Below are 19857 nucleotides of genomic sequence, written 5' to 3' on the forward strand. Positions count from 1 at the left end.
AAACATAGTACGTACCACAATACGAAATCGTAGGAGCAACCATGGCACGTGGCGGTATCAACAAGGCAGTCGTGCAGAAGGCACGCCAAACGCTGCTGGCACGTGGCGTACACCCGAGCATCGACGCGGTACGTATCGAACTGGGCAATACGGGCTCGAAAACCACCATTCACCGCTACCTCAAAGAGCTCGACAGCCAGCACCCGGCAGCTGCGCCGATGAGTGCGCCGAGCCTGAGCGGTGCACTGGCGACGCTGGTCGAGCAGTTGTCCGAACAATTGCGCGAAGAGGGGGAGGCACGCATCGAAGAGGCGCACGGTGCGTTCCAGGCCGAGCGCGAGACGCTCCTGGCCCAGGTGAAGATCAGCCAGCAAGCGCTGGCGGCGCTGCGGCAGCAACATGAAATCCAGACCGCCGCGCTGGCCGCACAGTCAGAAGAGCTCGCTACCACCCGCAGCAGCCTGCAGACCGAACACACCCGCAACGCCACGCTCAATCAGGCCGTCGGCGAGCTCAATGTGCGCCTGGCCGACAAGGACGAGCAGATCGCCTCGCTCGAAGAAAAACACCAGCATGCCCGTGACGCCCTGGAGCATTACCGCAGTGCCAGCCGTGAACAGCGCGAGCAGGAGCAGCGACGGCATGAAGGGCAGGTACAGCAACTTCAGGTCGAGCTGCGTCAGTTGCAGCAGACGCTGATCGTCAAGCAAGACGAGTTGACCCGCCTGAACCGCGACAACGAAGGCCTGCTGGTACAGATCCGCACGCTCAAGGACGCCCAGCGCACGCTCAAGACCCAGAACGACCGGCGCCAGGCGCAGATCCAGGGGCTGGAGGTGAACCTGGCGCAGCTCGATGGCTCGCGCAACGAGCTGGAGAAACAGAATCAGAACCTGGCGCTGAGCCTTGCGGAGCGGGTGACCGAGTTGCGTCAGCAACTGCAATTGATCGGCAAGCTGGAGGCGCAGCTGCGCCAGGCCGAAAAGGCGGTGCTAGCGGTTCAGGAGACGCCCTGAAGGTCCAGGCGCATGGCGCAGCGATTGCGCAGGCCGTGGGTGTGTTCCGCCGCCAGCTGGCGCTGCAGAAAGTTGCTGCAGCGTTCGGCGGTTAACCGCTCGAACCCCAGGCGCGCATAGAACGGTGCATTCCACGGCACTTGGGCGAAAGTGGTCAGGGTCAGTGCAGCAAACCCATTCGCCCTAGCCCAGTCGGCAGCCGTGCCGATCAACTGGCGCCCCAGCCCTCGGCCTTGTGCGGCCTGATCCACCGACAGTTCGACGATGTGCCAGTCGTCGCCGCAATCCTGGCCACACAGAAAACCCAGCGGACGGTCCCGGGCATCGACGGCCACCCATTCGCGTTGGGTGAGCAAGAAGGCCATGTGCTGGTCGGCAGCGATCACTGGGCTGCTGGCAAGGTATTCCAGCCCGGGGACAGCCGCGAAGGATTGCGCCGCCGCACGTTCGACGGCAGGCAGCAAGGAGGCGTCAGCAGGGAGGGCGAGGCGAATGGTGATCGTCATGGCGTACGAGTTTGAACAATGGGCAATTCACAGGTCAAGCCTGCCCACCGCAGAGCACAAAACCTGTAGGGGCTGGCTTGCTGGCAATGAGACCGCTGCAGTTTTCCCGTGAAGTCCCCATAAGGCCCGCGATAGTGCTCTGAATCCATACCCAAGTTTTTTACTGTGCAGCAACCACAAAAATCATAATTTCGCTATTTCCCACCGCTACCCAGAATGCGACCTACACCCACCCACGGCCATCCGCGTGGGGAACCTCAGTAGGGCGCAGAGATGACAAACAATAAAACCGTAGTAGACACGCTCGTGGTTGGCGCAGGTCAAGCCGGCATCGCCATGAGCGAACACCTGAGCCGACTCGGCGTGCCGCACCTGGTGCTGGAGCGCAATCGCATCGCCGAAGCCTGGCGTACCGGGCGCTGGGATTCGCTGGTCGCCAATGGCCCGGCCTGGCACGACCGCTTCCCGGGCTTGGAGTTCGAGGGGCTCGACCCGGATGCCTTTGCCCCCAAGGAGCAGGTGGCCGACTACTTTGAAGCCTACGCGAAGAAATTCAACGCCCCGGTACGTACCGGGGTCGAAGTCACCCAGGTACAGCGCAATGTCGGCCGCCCAGGCTTCACCGTTGAAACCTCCGATGGGGTGATCGAAGCCACCAATGTGGTGGTTGCCACTGGCCCGTTCCAACGCCCGGTGATCCCGGCCATCGCACCGGTCGATGGTCGCGTCAATCAGATTCATTCTGCTGAGTACCGTAATCCACAGCAACTGGCCGAAGGCGCCGTGCTGGTAGTGGGCGCAGGCTCGTCCGGCGTGCAGATCGCCGATGAGCTGCAGCGCGCCGGCAAGCAGGTCTACCTCTCGGTAGGCGCCCACGACCGCCCGCCGCGCGCCTATCGTAACCGCGATTTCTGCTGGTGGCTGGGTGTACTCGGCCTGTGGGACGCCGAGGGCGTGCAGCCTGGCAAGGAGCACGTGACCATCGCCGTGAGTGGTGCCCGTGGTGGCCACACCGTGGACTTCCGTCGCCTGGCCCAACAGGGCATGACCCTGGTCGGGCTGACCAAAGCGTTCAGCGATGGCGTGGTGAGTTTCGAGTCGAACCTGGCCGAAAACATTGCCCGTGGCGATGAAAACTACCTGGCCCTGCTCGATGCCGCCGATGCCTATATAGAAGCCAACGGTCTGGACCTGCCGCAGGAACCCGAAGCGCGGATCATGCTGCCGGACCCGGAGTGCATCACTCACCCGATCCTGGCGTTGGACCTGGCCAAGGCCGGCATCACCACCGTGATCTGGGCCACAGGTTATTCGGTCGATTACGACTGGCTGAAGGTCGATGCTTTCAAGGCCGACGGCAAGCCACAGCACCAGCGCGGCGTCTCCAGCGAACCCGGTATCTATTTTGTCGGCCTGCCATGGCTCGCTCGTCGCGGCTCGGCCTTTATCTGGGGGGTATGGCACGACGCCCGGCACATCGGCGAACACATCATCAAGCAGCGTGCCTATTTCGATTACCGGGATGCCTCGCAACGCCAGGCCCAGACCCCCGACACCCACCTCAAAGCCGCCAGCCTCATGGGAGCCCGTTGATGCCTACTCACACCCGTATCCGCATGTTCAACACCAAAGACACCTACCCCAACCAGACCCTGGACAACGACCTGTGCCAGGCGGTGCGTGCCGGTAACACCGTGTATGTGCGTGGCCAGGTGGGCACCGACTTCAACGGCCAGTTGGTCGGGTTGGGTGACCCGCGTGCCCAGGCCGAGCAGGCCATGCGCAACGTCAAGCAACTGCTGGAAGAAGCCGGCAGCGACCTGAGCCATATCGTCAAGACCACCACTTACCTGATCGACCCACGTTATCGGGAGCCGGTGTACCAGGAAGTCGGCAAGTGGCTCAAAGGCGTGTTCCCGATTTCCACCGGGCTGGTGGTCAGTGCCCTGGGCCAGCCGCAGTGGCTGATGGAAATCGACGTGATCGCGGTCATCCCCGAATAAGGAGCCTGCCATGACCTTTTCAATCGTCGGCCGCTGCGCCGAAACCGGCCAGCTAGGCATCGCAATCAGCTCGTCGAGCATCGCCGTCGGTGCGCGTTGTCCCTGGCTGCGTAGCGGTGTGGGGGCTGTATCGAGCCAGAATATCACCCTGCCAGCCCTGGGCCCGCAGGTACTCGATGCGCTTGATGAAGGCCTGGCGCCGCATCAGGCACTGGATCACGCCCTGACCCGCAACGGCTACAGCCAGTACCGCCAGGTGGCGGTGGTCGATGCCCAGGGTCGCACCGCAGTGTTCAGCGGTACCCAGACCCTGGGCACGCACAATGCCCTGGCCGGTGATCAATGCGTGGCGGCCGGCAACCTGCTGGCCAACACCGCCGTGATCGAACGCATGGTTCAGGCCTTCGAAAGCAGCGAAGGCTGCCTGGCCGCACGCCTGCTGACGGCGTTGCAGGCCGGACAGGATGCAGGTGGCGAAGCGGGTGCGGTGCATTCGGCGGCAGTGTCGGTGGTCGATGAGCTGGTCTGGCCGATTGTCGACCTGCGGGTGGACTGGGCCGATGAAAACCCCATTGGTGAACTGCACAAACTGTGGAGCGCCTACGCGCCACAGTTGCAGGATTACCTGACCCGCGCACTCAACCCGACCCTGGCGCCAAGCTACGGAGTACCGGGCGATGAGTGAGCTGCGCAGCCGCGCCGTGCTGGCCAGGCTGATCGGCTTTGCCACGGTGAGCCGCGACTCCAATTTGGCCTTGATCGAGTTCGTGCGCGACTACCTGCAGCACCTGGGCGTTGGCTGCGAGCTGATCTACAACGCCGAACGCAGCAAGGCCAACCTGCTGGCCAGTATCGGCCCGGCGGTGGAGGGCGGTGTGGTGTTGTCGGGGCACACCGACGTGGTGCCGGTGGACGGTCAGGCCTGGACGGTCGAGCCTTTCAACCTGACCGAACGTGACGGCAAGCTGTACGGACGCGGCGCCGCCGACATGAAGGGCTACCTGGCCTCGGTGCTGGCCGCCGTGCCGGTGTTCCTGGCCAGCAACCTGCGCCGCCCGGTGTACCTGGCGTTCTCCTATGACGAGGAGGTCGGTTGCCTGGGCGTGCGCAGCCTGCTTGAGGTGCTGCCACAGCGGATCGCCAAGCCTGCGTTGTGCCTGATCGGCGAGCCCACCGAACTCAAGCCGGTGCTCGGCCACAAAGGCAAGTTGGCCATGCGTTGCCATGTGCAGGGTGCTCCGTGCCATTCGGCCTACGCGCCCTATGGCGTCAATGCCATCGAGCAGGCGGCGCGGCTGATCGGCCGCCTGGGCGAGATCGGCCAGCGTCTGGCAGCCCCCGAACATCATGACCCGCGCTTTGATCCGGCGTTCTCGACAGTGCAGGTGGGCGTAATCAACGGTGGTACAGCCCTGAACATCGTGCCGGCCGACTGCCGTTTTGACTTCGAGGTGCGTACCTTGCCGGCCTTCGAGCCGCAAGCGGTCGTCGACGAACTGCAAACCTACGCCCAACTGCAACTGTTGCCCGCCATGCAGGCGGTCAAGGCCGATACGGCGATTCGCTTTGAACCGATTTCAGCCTACCCCGGCTTGGCGACCGCACCTGAAAGCGCTGCCGCCCAGCTTGTTGCACACCTGTGTGGCAGCGACGACTTCACCACCGTGGCGTTCGGCACCGAAGGCGGCCTGTTCGATCAGGCCGGCATCCCGTCGGTGGTGTGCGGCCCCGGCAGCATGGAGCAGGGCCACAAACCCGACGAATTTGTCAGCGTCGAACAGATGGCGGCCTGTGACCGCCTGATGGACCGGCTGGCCGCTTACCTATCTACCCCCTGATTCTCCAACAGCGGATAACAACAAGGAGTCTGCGGTGAACGATTTCAATGACTGGACAACCCTGGCAGCAGGACTACGGCTGATCGACAGTGCCTTTATCGAAGGCGAACCCTACGAGGCGCAGAATGGTGCGCGCCTCGAGGTGATCAACCCGGCCAACAACCGCGTGCTGGCCAAGGTGGTTGCCTGCGCTGAAACCGACATCGACCATGCCGTGCGCAGCGCCCGCCGTGCATTCGACCAAGGCCCCTGGGCGCGCATGGCAGCGGGTCAGCGCAAGGCGATTTTGTTGCGTCTGTCGCAACTGATGCTTGAGCACCGCGATGAACTGGCATTGCTCGACTCCCTGAGCATGGGCAAACCGGTGATGGACGCCTGGAATATCGACGTACCGGGCGCCGCCCATGTATTCGCCTGGTACGGCGAAAGCCTGGACAAGCTCTACGACCAGGTCGCGCCGACCGCCAGCAACGCCCTGGCCACCATCACCCGCGTGCCGCTGGGGGTGATTGGCGCGGTGGTGCCGTGGAACTTCCCGCTGGACATGGCCGCCTGGAAACTGGCCCCGGCCCTGGCTGCGGGCAACAGCGTGGTGCTCAAGCCTGCCGAACAATCGCCGTTCTCGGCCCTGCGCCTGGCCGAGCTCGCGCTTGAAGCCGGCATCCCGGCCGGCGTGCTCAACGTGGTACCGGGCCGGGGCGAAGTTGCCGGACGCGCCCTCGGCCTGCACATGGACGTGGATTCGCTGGTGTTCACCGGCTCTACCGAGGTGGGCAGGTACTTCATGCAGTACGCCGCGCAGTCGAACCTCAAGCAGGTGTGGCTCGAATGCGGCGGCAAGAGCCCGAACCTGGTCTTCGCCGACTGCCAGGACCTGGACCTGGCCGCTGAAAAAGCCGCCTTCGGCATTTTCTTCAACCAGGGCGAGGTCTGTTCGGCCAATTCGCGCCTGCTGGTGCAGCGTTCGATTCACGACGCGTTCGTCGAACGCCTGATCGACAAGGCGCGCCAGTGGGCACCCGGCAACCCGCTGAACCCGGCGAGCAGGGCCGGGGCGATAGTCGACTCACGCCAGGCGCAGCGAGTCATGCAGTACATCGAACAGGCCCGGAGCGAGGGGGCGCAACTGGTCTGTGGCGGCCGGCAGCTGAGCTTCGATGGCTCGGACAATTTCATCGAACCGAGCATTTTTACCGGCGTTACCGCCGACATGACCCTGGCGCGTGAAGAAGTCTTCGGCCCCGTATTGGCCGTGACGGCGTTCGACGATGAGGACGAGGCAGTGGCCATTGCCAACAACCACATCTATGGCCTGGCCGCCTCGGTATGGACCGACGACCTCAACCGTGCCCACCGCGTGGCGCGCCGGCTGAAACGCCGGCACGGTGTCGGTGAACACCGTCGACGCACTGGATGTGACCGTGCCGTTCGGCGGTGGCAAGCAATCGGGCTTTGGCCGCGACCTGTCGCTGCATTCGTTCGACAAATACACGCAGTTGAAGACCACCTGGATTCAGTTGCGCGAGTGATCGCGGGGGATGAGCGGGCTTGTCCCGCGATGGTTCCAGTTCCAACTAAAACAAAAAATGGAGCAACCAATGAACAGCAATGCAAGCGTGTCCACCGGCGCCCTGGCGCCGCCTGCAACCCGCAAGAAACTGGGCCTGACCGCCTTGTTGGCCGTGGCCATCGGCCTGGTGGTGTCCCAGGGTGTGATGGTGCTGATGCTGCAAGGAGTCGGTATCGCCGGCCCCGGCTTTATCGTGCCGCTGGCCCTGGCCTGGCTGTTGGCCCTGAGCTATGCCTGCTCGTTCTCCGAGCTTGCGCTGATGATCCCCCGGGCCGGTAGCCTGAGCAGCTACACGGAAGTGGCGATCGGTCAGTTTCCGGCGATCCTCGCGACCTTTTCCGGCTACGTGGTGGTGGCGATGTTCGCGCTGTCGGCGGAGTTGCTGCTGATGGAATTCATCATCGACAAGGTCTACCCGCATTCCATGCCGCCACTGACCGTGGCCCTGGGCGTGCTGGTGCTGTTCACCGTGCTCAACCTGTGCAACATCGACATCTTCGCCAGGCTGCAGACCGTGCTGGCGGTGGTCATGGTGGTGGTGCTGCTGGTAATGGGCCTCAGCGCGATGAACAGCGACATCGTCTCGCCCAACCCGAGCCTGTTCGCGGGCAGCAATTGGAACCCGCTGGGCCTGGGGGTGATAGCCCTGACGGCCATGGCGGTATGGGGCTTTGTCGGTGCCGAGTTCGTCTGCCCGCTGGTAGAGGAAACCCGCCGCCCGCAGCGCAACATTCCGGCCTCGATGATGATCGGCCTAACGGTAATTTTCGTCATCATCGCGCTGTACTGCCTGGGTGCCTTGCTCACCGTGCCCCAGGCAGAACTTGCCAGCAATGTGTTGCCGCACTACCTGTTCGCCACCACCGTGTTCGGCGAGGCCGGCAAGGTGTTTCTGGTCACTGCGGCGATCACCGCCACCTGCAGCACCTTGAACAGTTCCCTGGCTGCCATCCCGCGCATGCTCCTGGGCATGGCCCGCAACGGCCAGGCGTTCGGAGTGCTCAAGCGCGAGAGCAAGCGTACCGGCGCACCCTGGGTAGCGGTGCTGTTCGTCTCGGCGATCACCGGTTTGCCATTGTTGCTGATGCACGACCATCCCGATGCCATCAACCAACTGCTGCTGGCCGCGGCACTGGCCTGGCTGCTGGCCTACATCATCACCCACGTCAACGTGATTGCCCTGCGCCGTCGCTACCCGCAGGTTGCCCGGCCGTTTCGCACGCCGTTCTACCCGCTGCCGCAAGTGTTCGGCATCGCCGGCATGCTCTTTGCGATCTGGCATGTCTCGCCGAGCCCGGAAATGACCTTCTCGATTTTTGCCTACGCAGGCCTGGTACTGCTGGTGGTGTCGATCATCGCCGTGCTGTGGATCAAGTGCGTGATGGGCAAGCCGCTGTTCAAGCCTGAACCCCTGGAATGTGCATTGAGCACCGCCAACGATAAAAACCTGCAAGGAGACTCGCAATGACCGCTCAAGTGAAACCCGACCGTAGCACCGGCGACTACCAGGCCGCGGATGCCGCGCACCACATTCACGCGTTTCTCGACCAGAAGGCCCTGAACGAGGAAGGCCCGCGGGTGATCGTGCGCGGTGAAGGCCTGGCCCTGTGGGACAACGACGGCAAGCGCTACCTGGACGGCATGTCGGGCCTGTGGTGTACCAACCTCGGCTACGGTCGCAAGGACCTGGCGGCCGCCGCCAGCAAACAGCTGGAGCAGTTGCCGTACTACAACATGTTCTTCCACACCACCCATCCGGCGGTGGTGGAGCTGTCGGAGCTGCTGTTCAGCCTGCTGCCCAGCCACTACAGCCACGCGATCTACACCAACTCCGGCTCCGAGGCCAACGAGGTGCTGATCCGCACCGTGCGCCGCTACTGGCAGATCGTCGGCAAGCCGCAGAAAAAGATCATGATCGGTCGCTGGAATGGCTACCACGGCTCCACCCTGGGCGCCACGGCCCTGGGCGGCATGAAGTTCATGCACGACATGGGCGGGGTGATCCCGGACGTCGCGCACATCGACGAACCCTACTGGTTCGCCCACGAAGGCAACCTGACTCCGGCCGAATTCGGTCTGCGTGCGGCGCGCCAGCTGGAGGAAAAAATCCTCGAACTGGGCGCCGACAACGTCGCCGCCTTTGTTGCCGAGCCGTTCCAGGGGGCGGGCGGCATGATCTTCCCGCCTGAAAGCTACTGGCCGGAAATCCAGCGCATCTGCCGCCAATACGATGTCCTGCTGTGTGCCGACGAGGTCATCGGTGGCTTTGGCCGCACCGGCGAGTGGTTTGCCCACCAGCACTTCGGTTTCGAGCCCGACACCCTGTCGATCGCCAAGGGCCTGACCAGCGGCTACATCCCCATGGGCGGGCTGATCCTGTCCAAGCGCATGGCCCAGGCACTGGTGGAGCAGGGCGGGGTGTTTGCCCACGGCCTGACCTACTCCGGGCACCCGGTGGCCGCAGCAGTGGCCATCGCCAACCTCAAGGCACTGCGCGACGAAGGCATCGTCAACCAGGTGAAGCAGGAGACCGGCCCTTACCTGCAGCGCTGCCTGCGCGAAGTGTTCGGCAATCACCCGTTGATTGGCGAAGTACAGGGCACCGGCCTGGTAGCGGCGCTGCAGTTCGCCGAAGACAAGGGCAGCCGCAAGCGCTTTGCCAATGAGAACGACATGGCCTGGCGTTGCCGCACCATCGGTTTTGAAGAGGGCCTGATCATTCGCTCGACCCTGGGACGGATGATCATGGCGCCGGCCTTGGTGGCAAGCCACGCCGACATCGACGAACTGGTCGACAAGACCCGCATTGCAGTAGATCGCACCGCCCGCGAATACGGTCGCCTTTAAGCCCCTGTGGCCGGCGCACGCGGGTGTGCCGGCCGTTTCGAGGAACCACTTCATGTCCAGATCCTTGCGTTGCAGTGTTCCGTTCGCCCTGGCGCTGATCAGTACCGCCACGCTGGCGACGCCCCAGAGCCTCACCGTCATTTCATTTGGCGGTGCCACCAAGCAGGCCCAGGACAAGGCCTACTTCCAACCCTTCAACGCCAGCGGCGCAGGACGCATCGTTGCTGGCGAATACAACGGGGAGCTGTCAAAGATCAAGGCCATGGTCGATGTCGGCCATACCAGCTGGGACGTGGTCGAAGTCGAAAGCCCGGAACTGCTGCGTGGCTGTGACGAAGGCCTGTTCGAGCGCCTCGACCCGGCACGCTTTGGCGACCCGGCGCAGTTCGTACCGGGCACCCTGAGTGAGTGCGGCGTGGCTACTTACGTCTGGTCGATGGTCATGGCCTACGACCATGCCAAGCTCGCCAAGGCCCCCAGCTCCTGGGCCGACTTCTGGAACGTGGCCGAGTTTCCCGGCAAGCGCGGCTTGCGCAAGGGCGCCAAGTACACCCTCGAGATCGCCTTGCTGGCAGACGGCGTAAAGCCCGCCGAGCTGTACCAGGTGCTGTCCACCCCCGAAGGCGTGAGCCGCGCATTCGCCAAGCTGGACCAGATCAAGGGCAATATCCAGTGGTGGGAAGCCGGCGCGCAACCGGCGCAGTGGCTGATTGCCGGCGACGTGGTGATGAGCGCCGCGTACAACGGGCGGATTGCCGCGGCGCAAAAAGAAGGCATGAAACTGAGCATCGTCTGGCCGCAAAGCCTCTACGACCCCGAGTACTGGGCCGTGGTCAAAGGCACGCCGAACAAGGCGCTGGCGGAAGACTTCATTGCTTTTGCCAGCCAGCCGCATACTCAGAAAGTGTTCTCGCAAGAAATCCCCTACGGGCCTGTGCATCGAGAGGCCCTGGCACTGTTGCCGACCGCCGTCCAGCAACAACTGCCAACGGCCGAGGCCAACCTTGCCGGGGCGAGGGCAGTGGATGCCGCGTTCTGGGTGGACCATGGCGAGGAGCTGGAACAACGTTTCAACGCCTGGGCGGCGCGCTGAGGCCGGGGCAACGGGACCGTCCATTGCGCCCGGGAGGCTGGTCGGTGGTTACTCGCTCGCCTTCTGGCAGTCGGTTGCCCCACGACGCATGCACAGCCGATAACGCAGCAGCTCGGCCCAGTAGCGCTCGGCCTCGGTGACGTCGCTCCAGGAGTCGTAGGTGCTGCTTTCAAACAAGCCGATGATCGGTTTGCGAGCGCCTACGCGTCGGTCGATTTCGGCGGCAATGATCTCGCCGGTCTGGGCATCGGCCATCTTGCCCTCGATGGTCACCTGGCCTGCGAAGGGCGGTTTGCCAGTGGTGTGCGAAGCCGCCTGCATGGCCGCCGCCTTGGCACCCGGCACCCCCAGCGGAATGGGGATGTACGACGCAGCCTTGAGCGAAGCGTCGGCTTCCTGGGCATCGACCACCGCCACCGAAATCTGCAAAGTCCCTGGCCCGGCCTTGTCGACCATCTGGTAGTCCTTGCTCAATTGCTCATGCAACTGGTTGTAGAAACCCTGGGCGATGGCGTTGCTTTGCGCCTGGGGCGCGTCATTCAACTTGGAACTGGAGCCTGCGTACAGTTTGACCGGGTCGAGCAGCACCTTGGTGTAGGGCACAAAGGTTGCCGACGAGGCGAACTTGGGGTTGCGGTACAGGCGCAGGGCTTCGCCGTCGCTGCCTTCTTTCATTTGCGGGTATATATCAGCCAGGAAACCGGAGCCCTTGAGGTTGTCCTCGCCAAGGCTGGTGCTGTGTCCCGGCTGGGACGTCGAGGAACAGGCGGACAGGGCAATCATTGCGGCAGTGAGCGTCAACCGACTGAACATGGGTTTCATGCGGTGCATCCTTGAAGGTTTCAGGGTTTGGCAAGGCAGGGCGGTGTTTCAAGGCCAAAGCGTAGTCCATCTTTTGTCTGCCTCAGCGCGTGTTCTTGTTGAATATCAAGAGCGATGCCAGGGCGGGCATCAACAGCAGCGCACCGACCATGTTCCACACGAACAACAGCACCAGCAGCAGGCCCATGTCGGCCTGGAACTTCAAGACCGACAGCGACCAGGTCGCCACGCCAAGCGCCAAAGTAATGCCGGTGAAAGCCACTGACGTGCCCGTGGTTTTCAAGGCCTCGAAGAACGCAGCCCTGAACCTCAGGCCCTGGTGCAGAAACGCCTCGATACGGCTGTAAAGGTAGATGCCGTAGTCCACACCGATCCCCACGCCCAGGGCGATCACTGGCAGGGTCGCAACCTTGACCCCCAGGCCCATTTGGACCATGACTGCCTCACACAGCACCGTCGAGAGGTACAAAGGCGCCATCAGCGCAAAGGTGACCTTGAGCGAGCGGAACTCACACCACACCACCAGGCTGATGATGACGAACACCAGGATCAGCATGGTTTTTTCCGAGTGGCCGATGGTGATATTGGTGGCCGCCTCGATGCCGGCGTTACCGGCCGCCTGCAGGATCTGGAAGTCGCCGGTGTCGTAGCGCTGGCTGAAGGTTTGTACCGCCTCGACCACCTGGGTCAGGGTCTGGGCCTTGTGGTCGGCCAGGTACAGGCTGATGGGCGCCACGCTGCAGTTGGGGTCGACGAACTCGGCGGGCACGTTCGAGCGGGCATTGTTCATCACGAACGGGTCGCGGGAGAACTCGGCCCATTTAGGGTTGCCTTCATTGCGAGCCAGGATGTTGAAGCGCATGACGTTGTACAGCGACTGCACCGACTCCACCCCCGGCACCTGGCGCAGGTGCTGTTCAAGCTGGTTGGCCAGGTCCGCGGCGGCAAAGCGCGAGCATTGCTCCGGGGGCGTGGTGAACATCACCACGTAGACGTCGGTGCTGGTGGTGTAGTGATCGAGCAGGTAGGCGTTATCGAGGTTGTAACGCGATTGTGGACGAAACTCCGGGGCGCCCTTGTCCAGGTCGCCGATCTTCAGGTCCTGACGGGCCTGATAGCCCACCCCCAGCAGCACCAGGCTGATGGCAACCAGCGCCGCGGCCCGGCGTGGCTCGACGATACTTGCCACCCGACGAAACAACGGCCACGACGAACTGCTGCGCTTGTGCTGTTGGCGCAAGCCCCGGGGGCTGACGCCGACATAGGACATCAACACCGGTAGCAGGAACATCTTGGTGAAGATGGCCACGAACACACCGATGCTGGCGGTGATTGCCAACTGCTGGATGACGCCGATGTCGATCACCAGCAGGGTGATGAAACCGACCGCATCTGCCAACAGCGCCGTAGTGCCGGGAATGAACAAGGCCCGGAAGGTCCTGCGCGAAGCCTCGATGGGTAACGCGCCCTGGCTCATTTCGCTCATCATCAGGTTGATGTTCTGCACCGCATGACTGATACCGATGGCGAAAATCAGGAACGGCACCAGAATCGAATATGGGTCCAATCCGTAGCCCAGCAGGCTCAACAGGCCCAGTTGGCACACCACCGTCAGCAGGCAGGTCAGCACGGTTACCGCCGTGCTGCGCCAGCACCGGCAGTAACCGTACAGCAGCGCGGTGATCAGCCCGACAGTCAGGGCAAAGAACAGCGCAATGTCGCTTGCTGCTGCCAGCAGGTCACCGATGATCTGGGCAAAGCCGATAATGCGGATCGTCACGCCCTGGGCAGCAAAGTGTTCGCGCACCTGGGTGTCCAGTGCCTGAGTCAGTGCGCCGTAGTCCAGCGGCTGGCCCGTTTGCGGATCCCGCTCAAGCAAGGGAACTCGGATGACAGCCGAGCGAAAGTCGTTGGCCACGAAGCTGCCGATCATGTTCGCGCGCTGGATATTGCGCCGCACCTGCTCAAGGGACGCGGCACTGCCATCGTAGCCGTCGGGGATCACCCGGCCGGCACGCAAGCCTTCGGTGGTCACTTCTGCCCACAGGGCATTGGGCGTCCATAGCGACTTGAGGTTGCTGCGGTCTACACCGGGAATATAGAAAACCTTGTCGTTGACCTCGCGCAGGGTTTCCAGGAAGTCCTTGGTAACGATGTCACCCTTGGGGTTTTCAACCACGATCCGCAAGACGTTGCTTTGCGGGCGCAACACGTCCTCGAACTTCAGGTAGTTGGCGATGAACGGGTGACCGGTAGGAATCATGCGGCTGAAGCTGGCATCGGGGCGCAGTGACAGCGCGGCGATACCAAGCACCAGCGATGCAAGGATAAAAAAGACCAGTACCAGCAGCCGGTTACCAAATAACAGGCGCTCGGTGAAGTCAACGGCCCGTTGCAGGGCGCTGGGTGTGAGGGGCGCGCGGTGATCGACCGGGTGCAGGGGAGCATTCATTGGGCGTGTACCTTAAAGGGAATCGTCGGCAGCACCTGCAGGCCGGCGGCGCCGACCAGCAGCAGCTCACCTGTGCGGGCCAGGCTGGTGTTGAGCAGTGCCGCCTTGCCGGGCGCTTGCCACGCCTCGAACCGCTGTCCGTCGGGGCTGAACAGCAACGTGCCGCCCTGGCCGGCCAGCACCACACCGCCGTCTGCCAGTGGCCGAATGCCGTACAGGCTGACGTTTACGGGCAAGCGGCGCGCCATCCAGCGTTCGCCCTGGTCGTTGCTGACCAACAGCGTGCCGCCGAACCCCGCGGCCAGCACCTCACCGTTGGGCAGCTGTGCCAGCGCATACAGAGACGCTTCGGTGGGAGATTGGACGCTGCTCCAGTGCGCACCGTCGTCCCCCGAGCGGTACAAGCGGCCACCTTCACCGGCCACCAGCAGACTGCCATCGGTAAGTCCGAGCACGCTGTTCAGGTGCAGCCGGTCCGGGTTTTCGAGACCATTGAGCGGTTGCCACGTCACACCGCCGTCGTCGGTCTTCAAGATCATGCCGTAGGCACCCACTACCCAGCCTTCACGGGCATTGCGAAACCATACCCCCAGTAATGGCCGCGAAGGGCCTGCAGCGCTCGCAGCCTGGGCGTCGTCAAGGGCAAACATGGCATTGTCCAGGGCGCTGGCCAGTGCTGGGTCGTCAGGTGCGGCGACTAGCGCCTGTTCCAACCGGGCAACGTCGTCCTCTGCTGCCTTGAGCAGCAGCGGGTTGATGGCGTGGCCATCGAGTTGTTTGCGCCAGCTCAAGCCGCCATCGTTGCTGTGCACAATCACGCCGTCGTGCCCCACCGCCCAGCCGTGCTTTGCATCGACGAACTGCACCGCCGTGAGCAGCAGGTCGACCGGCACTCGGGCTTGTTGCACCTGGCCACTGGCATTGCGCAGGAGGATGTGCCCGGCGGTGCCGACCATCACCTGGCTATCGCCTACCGGCTGAATGTCGGTGAGTGCCTCCCGCTCGGCCAGCGGCGATAGATGGGCGGGGCGCTCCAGCCGGTCGTTCAGCGGCAGGGCCTGAGTGGTGGCGCCGACAACCAGCAACAGCAAGGCCAGCGCGGGGCGAAGAGCAATCGTGTGTGTCATGAAACACCCTGGTGTGCGAATGGGGGCGAGAGGGCGGGCGGCCAGCGTGGCGGGCCGCCCGGTTGCGCGCAGCGTTAGCGGCCGCTGCGACGCAGGGCGGCGGTGCTGAAGTCCTTCAGGCTCGCCTGGATGCCGAATTGGGCGCGTTTCTCCTCGTTCTCCAGGCCCGAGACGATGTAGCGGCGGGCTTGCAGGTCGTAGGCGACGTCGCTGATGTGAATTGCAGAGAGCACGTCGTAGCGCTGCAGGCTGTGCGCCTCTTGCACACGCCAGAGCTCGCCGCGACCGTCGTAGAGGTCGGCCACGAGGATCGCCCACGAGTCTTCATCGATGTAGAACACGCGCTTGGCGTACAGGTGGCGCTGTCCCGGCTTCAACGTGGCTTCAACCACCCAGACCCGGTGCGGCTCATAGCGGATCAGGTCCTGGTTGAGGTGGTCGGGCTGGATGATGTCGCTGTATTTGAGGCTGTGGGACGCCAGCGTGTAAGTGTTGTAGGCCACCAGCATTTCTTTTTTGCCCACCAGCTTCCAGTCGTAGCGGTCAGGGGCACCGTTGAACATGTCGATCATGTCGTTGGTTCGCAGCCCCTCGGAGGTGACCACGGGCGAGTCATAGGAGATTTCCGGTGCGCGCAGTACCCGCCGCTGGCCAGGGTTGTAGGTCCAGGCCAGGCGCGTTTCACTGCTTTGGTCTATCGGCTCATGTACCAGGTTCTGGCTGCCGGCGACACTTTCGGGCGAGGTGACCTTGCCCAGGTAGTAGTACAGGCGGTTGGGCTCGGGGTTGCCCATTGCCGAGGCCATGGCGACCGTCACGTCGCGGCGAACCGGGGTGAATTTTCCGTTGGCCTGGACCACCATCTCCGTGGGGTAGTAGTGATAGCCGCCGGCGCGGTAGCGCACGACATGGTTGAAGATCGCTTCCAGCCCGCTCTTGGGGATAGGGAAGGGCACCGAGCTGCGTTGGTAATCGAGCATACCGTTGCCCGTGCCTGCCAGCGAAACCAAGGCTGCTTCCTTGCGGATTTCGTCGTATTCGCCTTGTGGCAGGGCCGCGGTGCGGTGGCTTGGATAGACCTGCATCTTGAACGTCGGGTACTTCTGCAACATGGCCTGGTAGCCAGGTGTCAGCTCGCTTTTGTAGTGCGCCATGTTGGCGGCGGTAATGGTGTACAGCGGCTTTTCACTGGCATAAGGGTCGACATAGTCCTGGGCCGGTTTGAAACCTGCTGGCGCCTGGGTCAAGCCACCAGTCCAGGCCGGGATGCTGCCACTGGCGCTGCCGGCTTTTTCCGCGCCAACCGGCGTCAGGTCGCTACCCAGACGGGCGATTTCCTTGGCGTCCAGTGCGGCCAGCGCCGGTACGCTGGCGGCACTGACCAGGGCACCGAGAAGGGAGAGGCTGAGTATCTTTTTAGTATTCATGGTGATGTCTCTTGTACTAGAAGCCCATACGCAGGCTGAGGGAAATGAAGTCCTTGTCGGTGGGCGCGAACGGGGTGTTGCCACTGCCCGACCAGGACAGCTCCGCCGAGTAGTCCTGCAGGTAGTCGGCGCGCAGTCCGAGCGACCCGAGCAACCGGTCTTCAGCGAAGTTGCCGTCGTAGGACCAGCCCTTGACGTCCTGGCCGAAGGCCATGAACGGCGCCAAATTGACCCCGGCAAACATGCCGGGATAGTTCAACTGGGCGCGCAGGCGATAGCCCCAGGAAAATTGGCTGGTGTAGCCGTCACGACTGCAGGCGTATTTCTGGTAGGCCTGCACACTCGCCCCGGCCACGCAGCCGGCGGCGCTGTCCGAGGCGAGGTTGCTGCCGTAGATTTCGGTCTTGTTGTAACGGCGCTCGGATTGGTCTGGCAGGTCATGCATGTACTTCATTGCCGCTTCGCCCATCAGGTTCAGGCTGTCGGCCCCTAGTACACGCGGGATTGACTTGATGAAGCCGAGGGAGAACTGGGAAATTTCCAGGCGGTCGTAGCCGTTGTAGACCGACCCGGGTTCGGCGTTGATGGCATCGTTGCCCAGGGTCAGCGGCTGGCCGATGACGGCGCCGGTCAGTGCCGCGTTGCCGGCAAAGGCCGGGATCAGGTCGCCGGTGGCCAGTTGCACGGGCTGGTTGGGGCGATAACTGTATTCGCCGAAGACCGCAGTGCCCCAGACGTTGGTGGAAAAGCTCAGGCCGAAAATTCGGATGTCTTCGGGAAAGTCGGCAAAGTAGCTGGCATTGCGTGCTGCGTTCCCGGGCGCCAGGTTCGGGTCGCGCCAACCGGCACCTGCCGGGCCGTACCGGTCGGTGGTAATGCTGGCGTAGGGGGTGCGTGAATGCAGGTTCATGGCATAGGCCCCGAACTCGGTATCGATGCGGTCGGCGAAATACCTTAGCGATACACCGAACTGGCCGCTGTCGCCGGGTTCGTTGTCCGGTCCACGGGCGATGTACTGGCCGGCGGCATAGGATGCCGGGTCATTTGCGCCTGCGCGTGGCACGCCGTAGCAACCGTCGGTGATGTAGTCGTTGCTGGAAAAGAATGTGCCGCAACCTTCCAGGATCGAGGCACGCCACTGCAGTTGATAGAAGGCTTCCAGGCTCAGGTTGTCGCTCAGTCCCAGGTTGGCATACAGCATGGGCACCGGCACCAGGGCTTCCTTGAGCTGCGAGCCGGCGCGGCGCAGGGCCGTGGTGTCCACCGGGTTGATGGCGTTGATGCCGTTCTGGAAGAACAACCCTTCGCCCCAGTTCACCACCTGATTGCCCAGCCGTGCATTGAGCGGGTGGTCGCCAAGGTCGAAGTCGCCGTACACGTAGGCATCGAGCAGCTCGATGCCCTGGAACTTGGCCAGGTCGTCAAAGTGGCTGTCATTGAGGGTATCGTTGCCCTGGTAACCGTTGGCAGAGTGCCCGAAGTCGACGTTGTGGTGGTTGAGGGTGTAGTCGTACCAGGCCTTGCCGCGGACAAAGGCGCCGTAGTTGCGCCAGTTCATCTCGACTTCGCCCAGCACGGTCACTGGCGTTGACACCAGGTCATCCTTGCCCCAATTGAGTCGGCTGTCGTCGACATTGCGCGCACTGTTGAGGTTGAACTTACCGGCATTGCCCAGGCCGATGCTGTCGGCGTTGCCCTGGTTGATGTAATGACCATCGGGGTTCTCGGCGCTCCACAGCGCACCCACGCTGATACTGCCGTTGGCACGGCCACTGATGTCGCCCCACTGGAACTCGCCCGCGTGTACCGACTGCATCACCGCCAGTGACAGCGGGGCCAGTAGTAGAACGGTGCGGGCCAACACGGCGCGATCACGGACTTGGGTCATGAAATGCCCTCCTGATTATTATTGTTGGAGGCTTGAAACAGGTGTGGTTGACCTGAGGCCTTGCGTCCTGCGCGTGGTGCGCAAGCGAGAGGTGAACAAGCGTTGGAGGGATGATGGATAGCCAGGGCGGTTAAATCCGCGCAATTCGCGCCAACGATTTACCAAATGCCGCCAGGGCTGCGTGCCAGGGAGGGGCGGTTCAACGTAACTGCTGTTGTTTGAGCCATTGGCGCGGGCTGGTGCCAAACCAGCGCTGGAACGCCCGGCTGAAGGCGCTCTGGTTGGCGTAGCCGAGCACCTCGGTCAGTTGCATCAGGCTCATGTCCGATTCTTCGAGATAACGCAGGGTCATGGCCTGGCGCGTGTCATCGAGCAGGGTCTGGAACGAGGTGCCCTGCTCGGCGAGTTGACGTTGCAGCGAGCGCGGGCTCAGGCGCATGAAATCGGCGATGCACTCGATCGTCACCCGGCCACTAGGCAGAAAACTGCGCAGCAGGCGCTGGACGTGACTGGGCAACCGCTGGTTGTGCTGCTCACTGATCGCTTCAAGGTGCTGGCGCATCAGCCGGTGCAGTGCAGGGTCCGCATCGCTCAAGGGCACGCTGAGCAATGGCGCTGGGAACAGCCAGGCATCGAAGGCTGCGTTGAACCGTGGCACAACTCCCAGCAAGCGCCGGTAACGCGCAGGATTGGCGACGGGGGCATGCTGGAACAGCGCGGCCGTCGGTTGCCAGCGGTTACCCAGCAGGGTGCGCATCAACTGATGGCCCACGCCGACCACCAGTTCACTGACATGCCGGCTGCCGGGCAGCAGGTCTGCGCTGGTGGCGTAATAGAGCCTGGCCTGACCATCGGCATGGTCGATGACCACATCGCCATAATTGTCGTGCACGTGGAAGTAGCGACCCAAATCGTCCAGCGCGTCATCCACCGTGCGGGCATTGCGCACCAGGTACAACAGCGAACCGAAGATCCCCACCCCCTGGTGCAAGCCGAACTCGAGGCCGAACAACGGATTGTCGCTGGCCTTGCTGGCCAGTTCCAGCACCAGGGCAAAGCGATGGAACGCGATCAGCGCATCGGGATCTTCCAGCGCGTCGCTGGGGAGTCCGGCAGCGCGCAGCAGCGCATCCGGGTTGAGCTGCTGCTGGCGCGCGAACGCATCGAAACCATGCAGGGAAGACGCACGGGTGAGGTAAGTCATGGGCGGGTTCTACCTTTGTTGCTGGATAACGCCAGTACTCAAAATGGCCGCAGGGCCGCTTGGA

General features: G+C 63.2%; 15 protein-coding genes and 1 pseudogene. 9 read left to right on the top strand and 7 right to left on the bottom strand.

Annotated features, from left to right (window positions below):
- Nucleotides 1-41: 41 nt before the first annotated feature.
- The gene (locus tag ABVN19_RS09080) at nt 42-1016 is read left to right on the top strand and encodes a DNA-binding protein (RefSeq protein WP_105641297.1); all 975 of its coding nucleotides are present in this window, start codon (nt 42-44) and stop codon (nt 1014-1016) included.
- Here ABVN19_RS09080 and ABVN19_RS09085 read toward each other — a convergent pair.
- A complete protein-coding gene (locus ABVN19_RS09085) occupies nt 1001-1522 on the bottom strand; it encodes a GNAT family N-acetyltransferase (protein ID WP_036990193.1) in 522 nt (173 codons plus the stop codon). The genes ABVN19_RS09080 and ABVN19_RS09085 overlap by 16 nt on opposite strands.
- 273 nt (nt 1523-1795) lie before the next feature.
- Between ABVN19_RS09085 and ABVN19_RS09090 the strand changes: the two genes are divergently transcribed.
- The 8 genes and pseudogenes from ABVN19_RS09090 (at nt 1796) to ABVN19_RS09125 (ending at nt 10873) form a co-directional block, all read left to right on the top strand.
- The gene (locus ABVN19_RS09090; protein ID WP_028945188.1) at nt 1796-3115 is read left to right on the top strand and encodes an NAD(P)/FAD-dependent oxidoreductase; all 1320 of its coding nucleotides are present in this window, start codon (nt 1796-1798) and stop codon (nt 3113-3115) included.
- Nucleotides 3115-3525 carry a RidA family protein gene (locus ABVN19_RS09095; RefSeq protein ID WP_003201555.1) on the top strand — a complete coding sequence of 137 codons (411 nt, stop codon included), beginning with the start codon at nt 3115-3117 and terminating at the stop codon, nt 3523-3525. Before ABVN19_RS09090 ends, ABVN19_RS09095 begins: the two co-directional genes overlap by 1 nt.
- 10 nt (nt 3526-3535) lie before the next feature.
- On the top strand, nt 3536-4210 hold the full coding sequence (locus tag ABVN19_RS09100) for a DUF1028 domain-containing protein (RefSeq protein WP_028945189.1): 675 nt from the start codon (nt 3536-3538) through the stop codon (nt 4208-4210).
- Entirely contained in the window at nt 4203-5363 is a 1161-nt protein-coding gene (gene argE / locus ABVN19_RS09105) for an acetylornithine deacetylase (RefSeq protein ID WP_105641296.1), read from the top strand. Before ABVN19_RS09100 ends, argE begins: the two co-directional genes overlap by 8 nt.
- Nucleotides 5364-5397: 34 nt before the next feature.
- A pseudogene (locus ABVN19_RS09110) lies at nt 5398-6892 on the top strand (aldehyde dehydrogenase).
- Between the two features lie 69 nt (nt 6893-6961).
- Complete coding sequence (locus ABVN19_RS09115) at nt 6962-8401, top strand: APC family permease (protein ID WP_105641295.1); 1440 nt, start codon at nt 6962-6964, stop codon at nt 8399-8401.
- Complete coding sequence (locus ABVN19_RS09120) at nt 8398-9780, top strand: aspartate aminotransferase family protein (RefSeq protein WP_028945193.1); 1383 nt, start codon at nt 8398-8400, stop codon at nt 9778-9780. Before ABVN19_RS09115 ends, ABVN19_RS09120 begins: the two co-directional genes overlap by 4 nt.
- 52 nt (nt 9781-9832) lie before the next feature.
- Nucleotides 9833-10873: an ABC transporter substrate-binding protein gene (locus ABVN19_RS09125; protein WP_028945194.1), complete on the top strand. Its 1041-nt coding sequence runs from the start codon at nt 9833-9835 to the stop codon at nt 10871-10873.
- A gap of 48 nt (nt 10874-10921) precedes the next feature.
- Here ABVN19_RS09125 and ABVN19_RS09130 read toward each other — a convergent pair whose 3' ends face one another.
- The 6 genes from ABVN19_RS09130 to ABVN19_RS09155 all read right to left on the bottom strand — a co-directional run bounded on the left by ABVN19_RS09130 (nt 10922) and on the right by ABVN19_RS09155 (nt 19793).
- The gene (locus tag ABVN19_RS09130) at nt 10922-11695 is read right to left on the bottom strand and encodes a DUF3313 domain-containing protein (RefSeq protein WP_028945195.1); all 774 of its coding nucleotides are present in this window, start codon (nt 11693-11695) and stop codon (nt 10922-10924) included.
- An 82-nt stretch (nt 11696-11777) separates the two neighbouring features.
- The gene (locus ABVN19_RS09135) at nt 11778-14147 is read right to left on the bottom strand and encodes an MMPL family transporter (RefSeq protein WP_105641294.1); all 2370 of its coding nucleotides are present in this window, start codon (nt 14145-14147) and stop codon (nt 11778-11780) included.
- The gene (locus ABVN19_RS09140; protein WP_105641293.1) at nt 14144-15274 is read right to left on the bottom strand and encodes a YCF48-related protein; all 1131 of its coding nucleotides are present in this window, start codon (nt 15272-15274) and stop codon (nt 14144-14146) included. Before ABVN19_RS09140 ends, ABVN19_RS09135 begins: the two co-directional genes overlap by 4 nt.
- A gap of 74 nt (nt 15275-15348) precedes the next feature.
- Nucleotides 15349-16701, bottom strand: a complete 1353-nt coding sequence (locus ABVN19_RS09145) for a DUF1329 domain-containing protein (RefSeq protein ID WP_028945196.1) — start codon at nt 16699-16701, stop codon at nt 15349-15351.
- A 16-nt stretch (nt 16702-16717) separates the two neighbouring features.
- A complete protein-coding gene (locus ABVN19_RS09150) occupies nt 16718-18589 on the bottom strand; it encodes a DUF1302 domain-containing protein (RefSeq protein ID WP_105641292.1) in 1872 nt (623 codons plus the stop codon).
- 199 nt (nt 18590-18788) lie between these two features.
- The gene (locus ABVN19_RS09155; RefSeq protein WP_105641291.1) at nt 18789-19793 is read right to left on the bottom strand and encodes an AraC family transcriptional regulator; all 1005 of its coding nucleotides are present in this window, start codon (nt 19791-19793) and stop codon (nt 18789-18791) included.
- Between the last annotated feature and the right edge of the window lie 64 nt (nt 19794-19857).

Source organism: Pseudomonas vranovensis, from assembly GCF_040438935.1.
Lineage (GTDB): Bacteria > Pseudomonadota > Gammaproteobacteria > Pseudomonadales > Pseudomonadaceae > Aquipseudomonas > Aquipseudomonas vranovensis.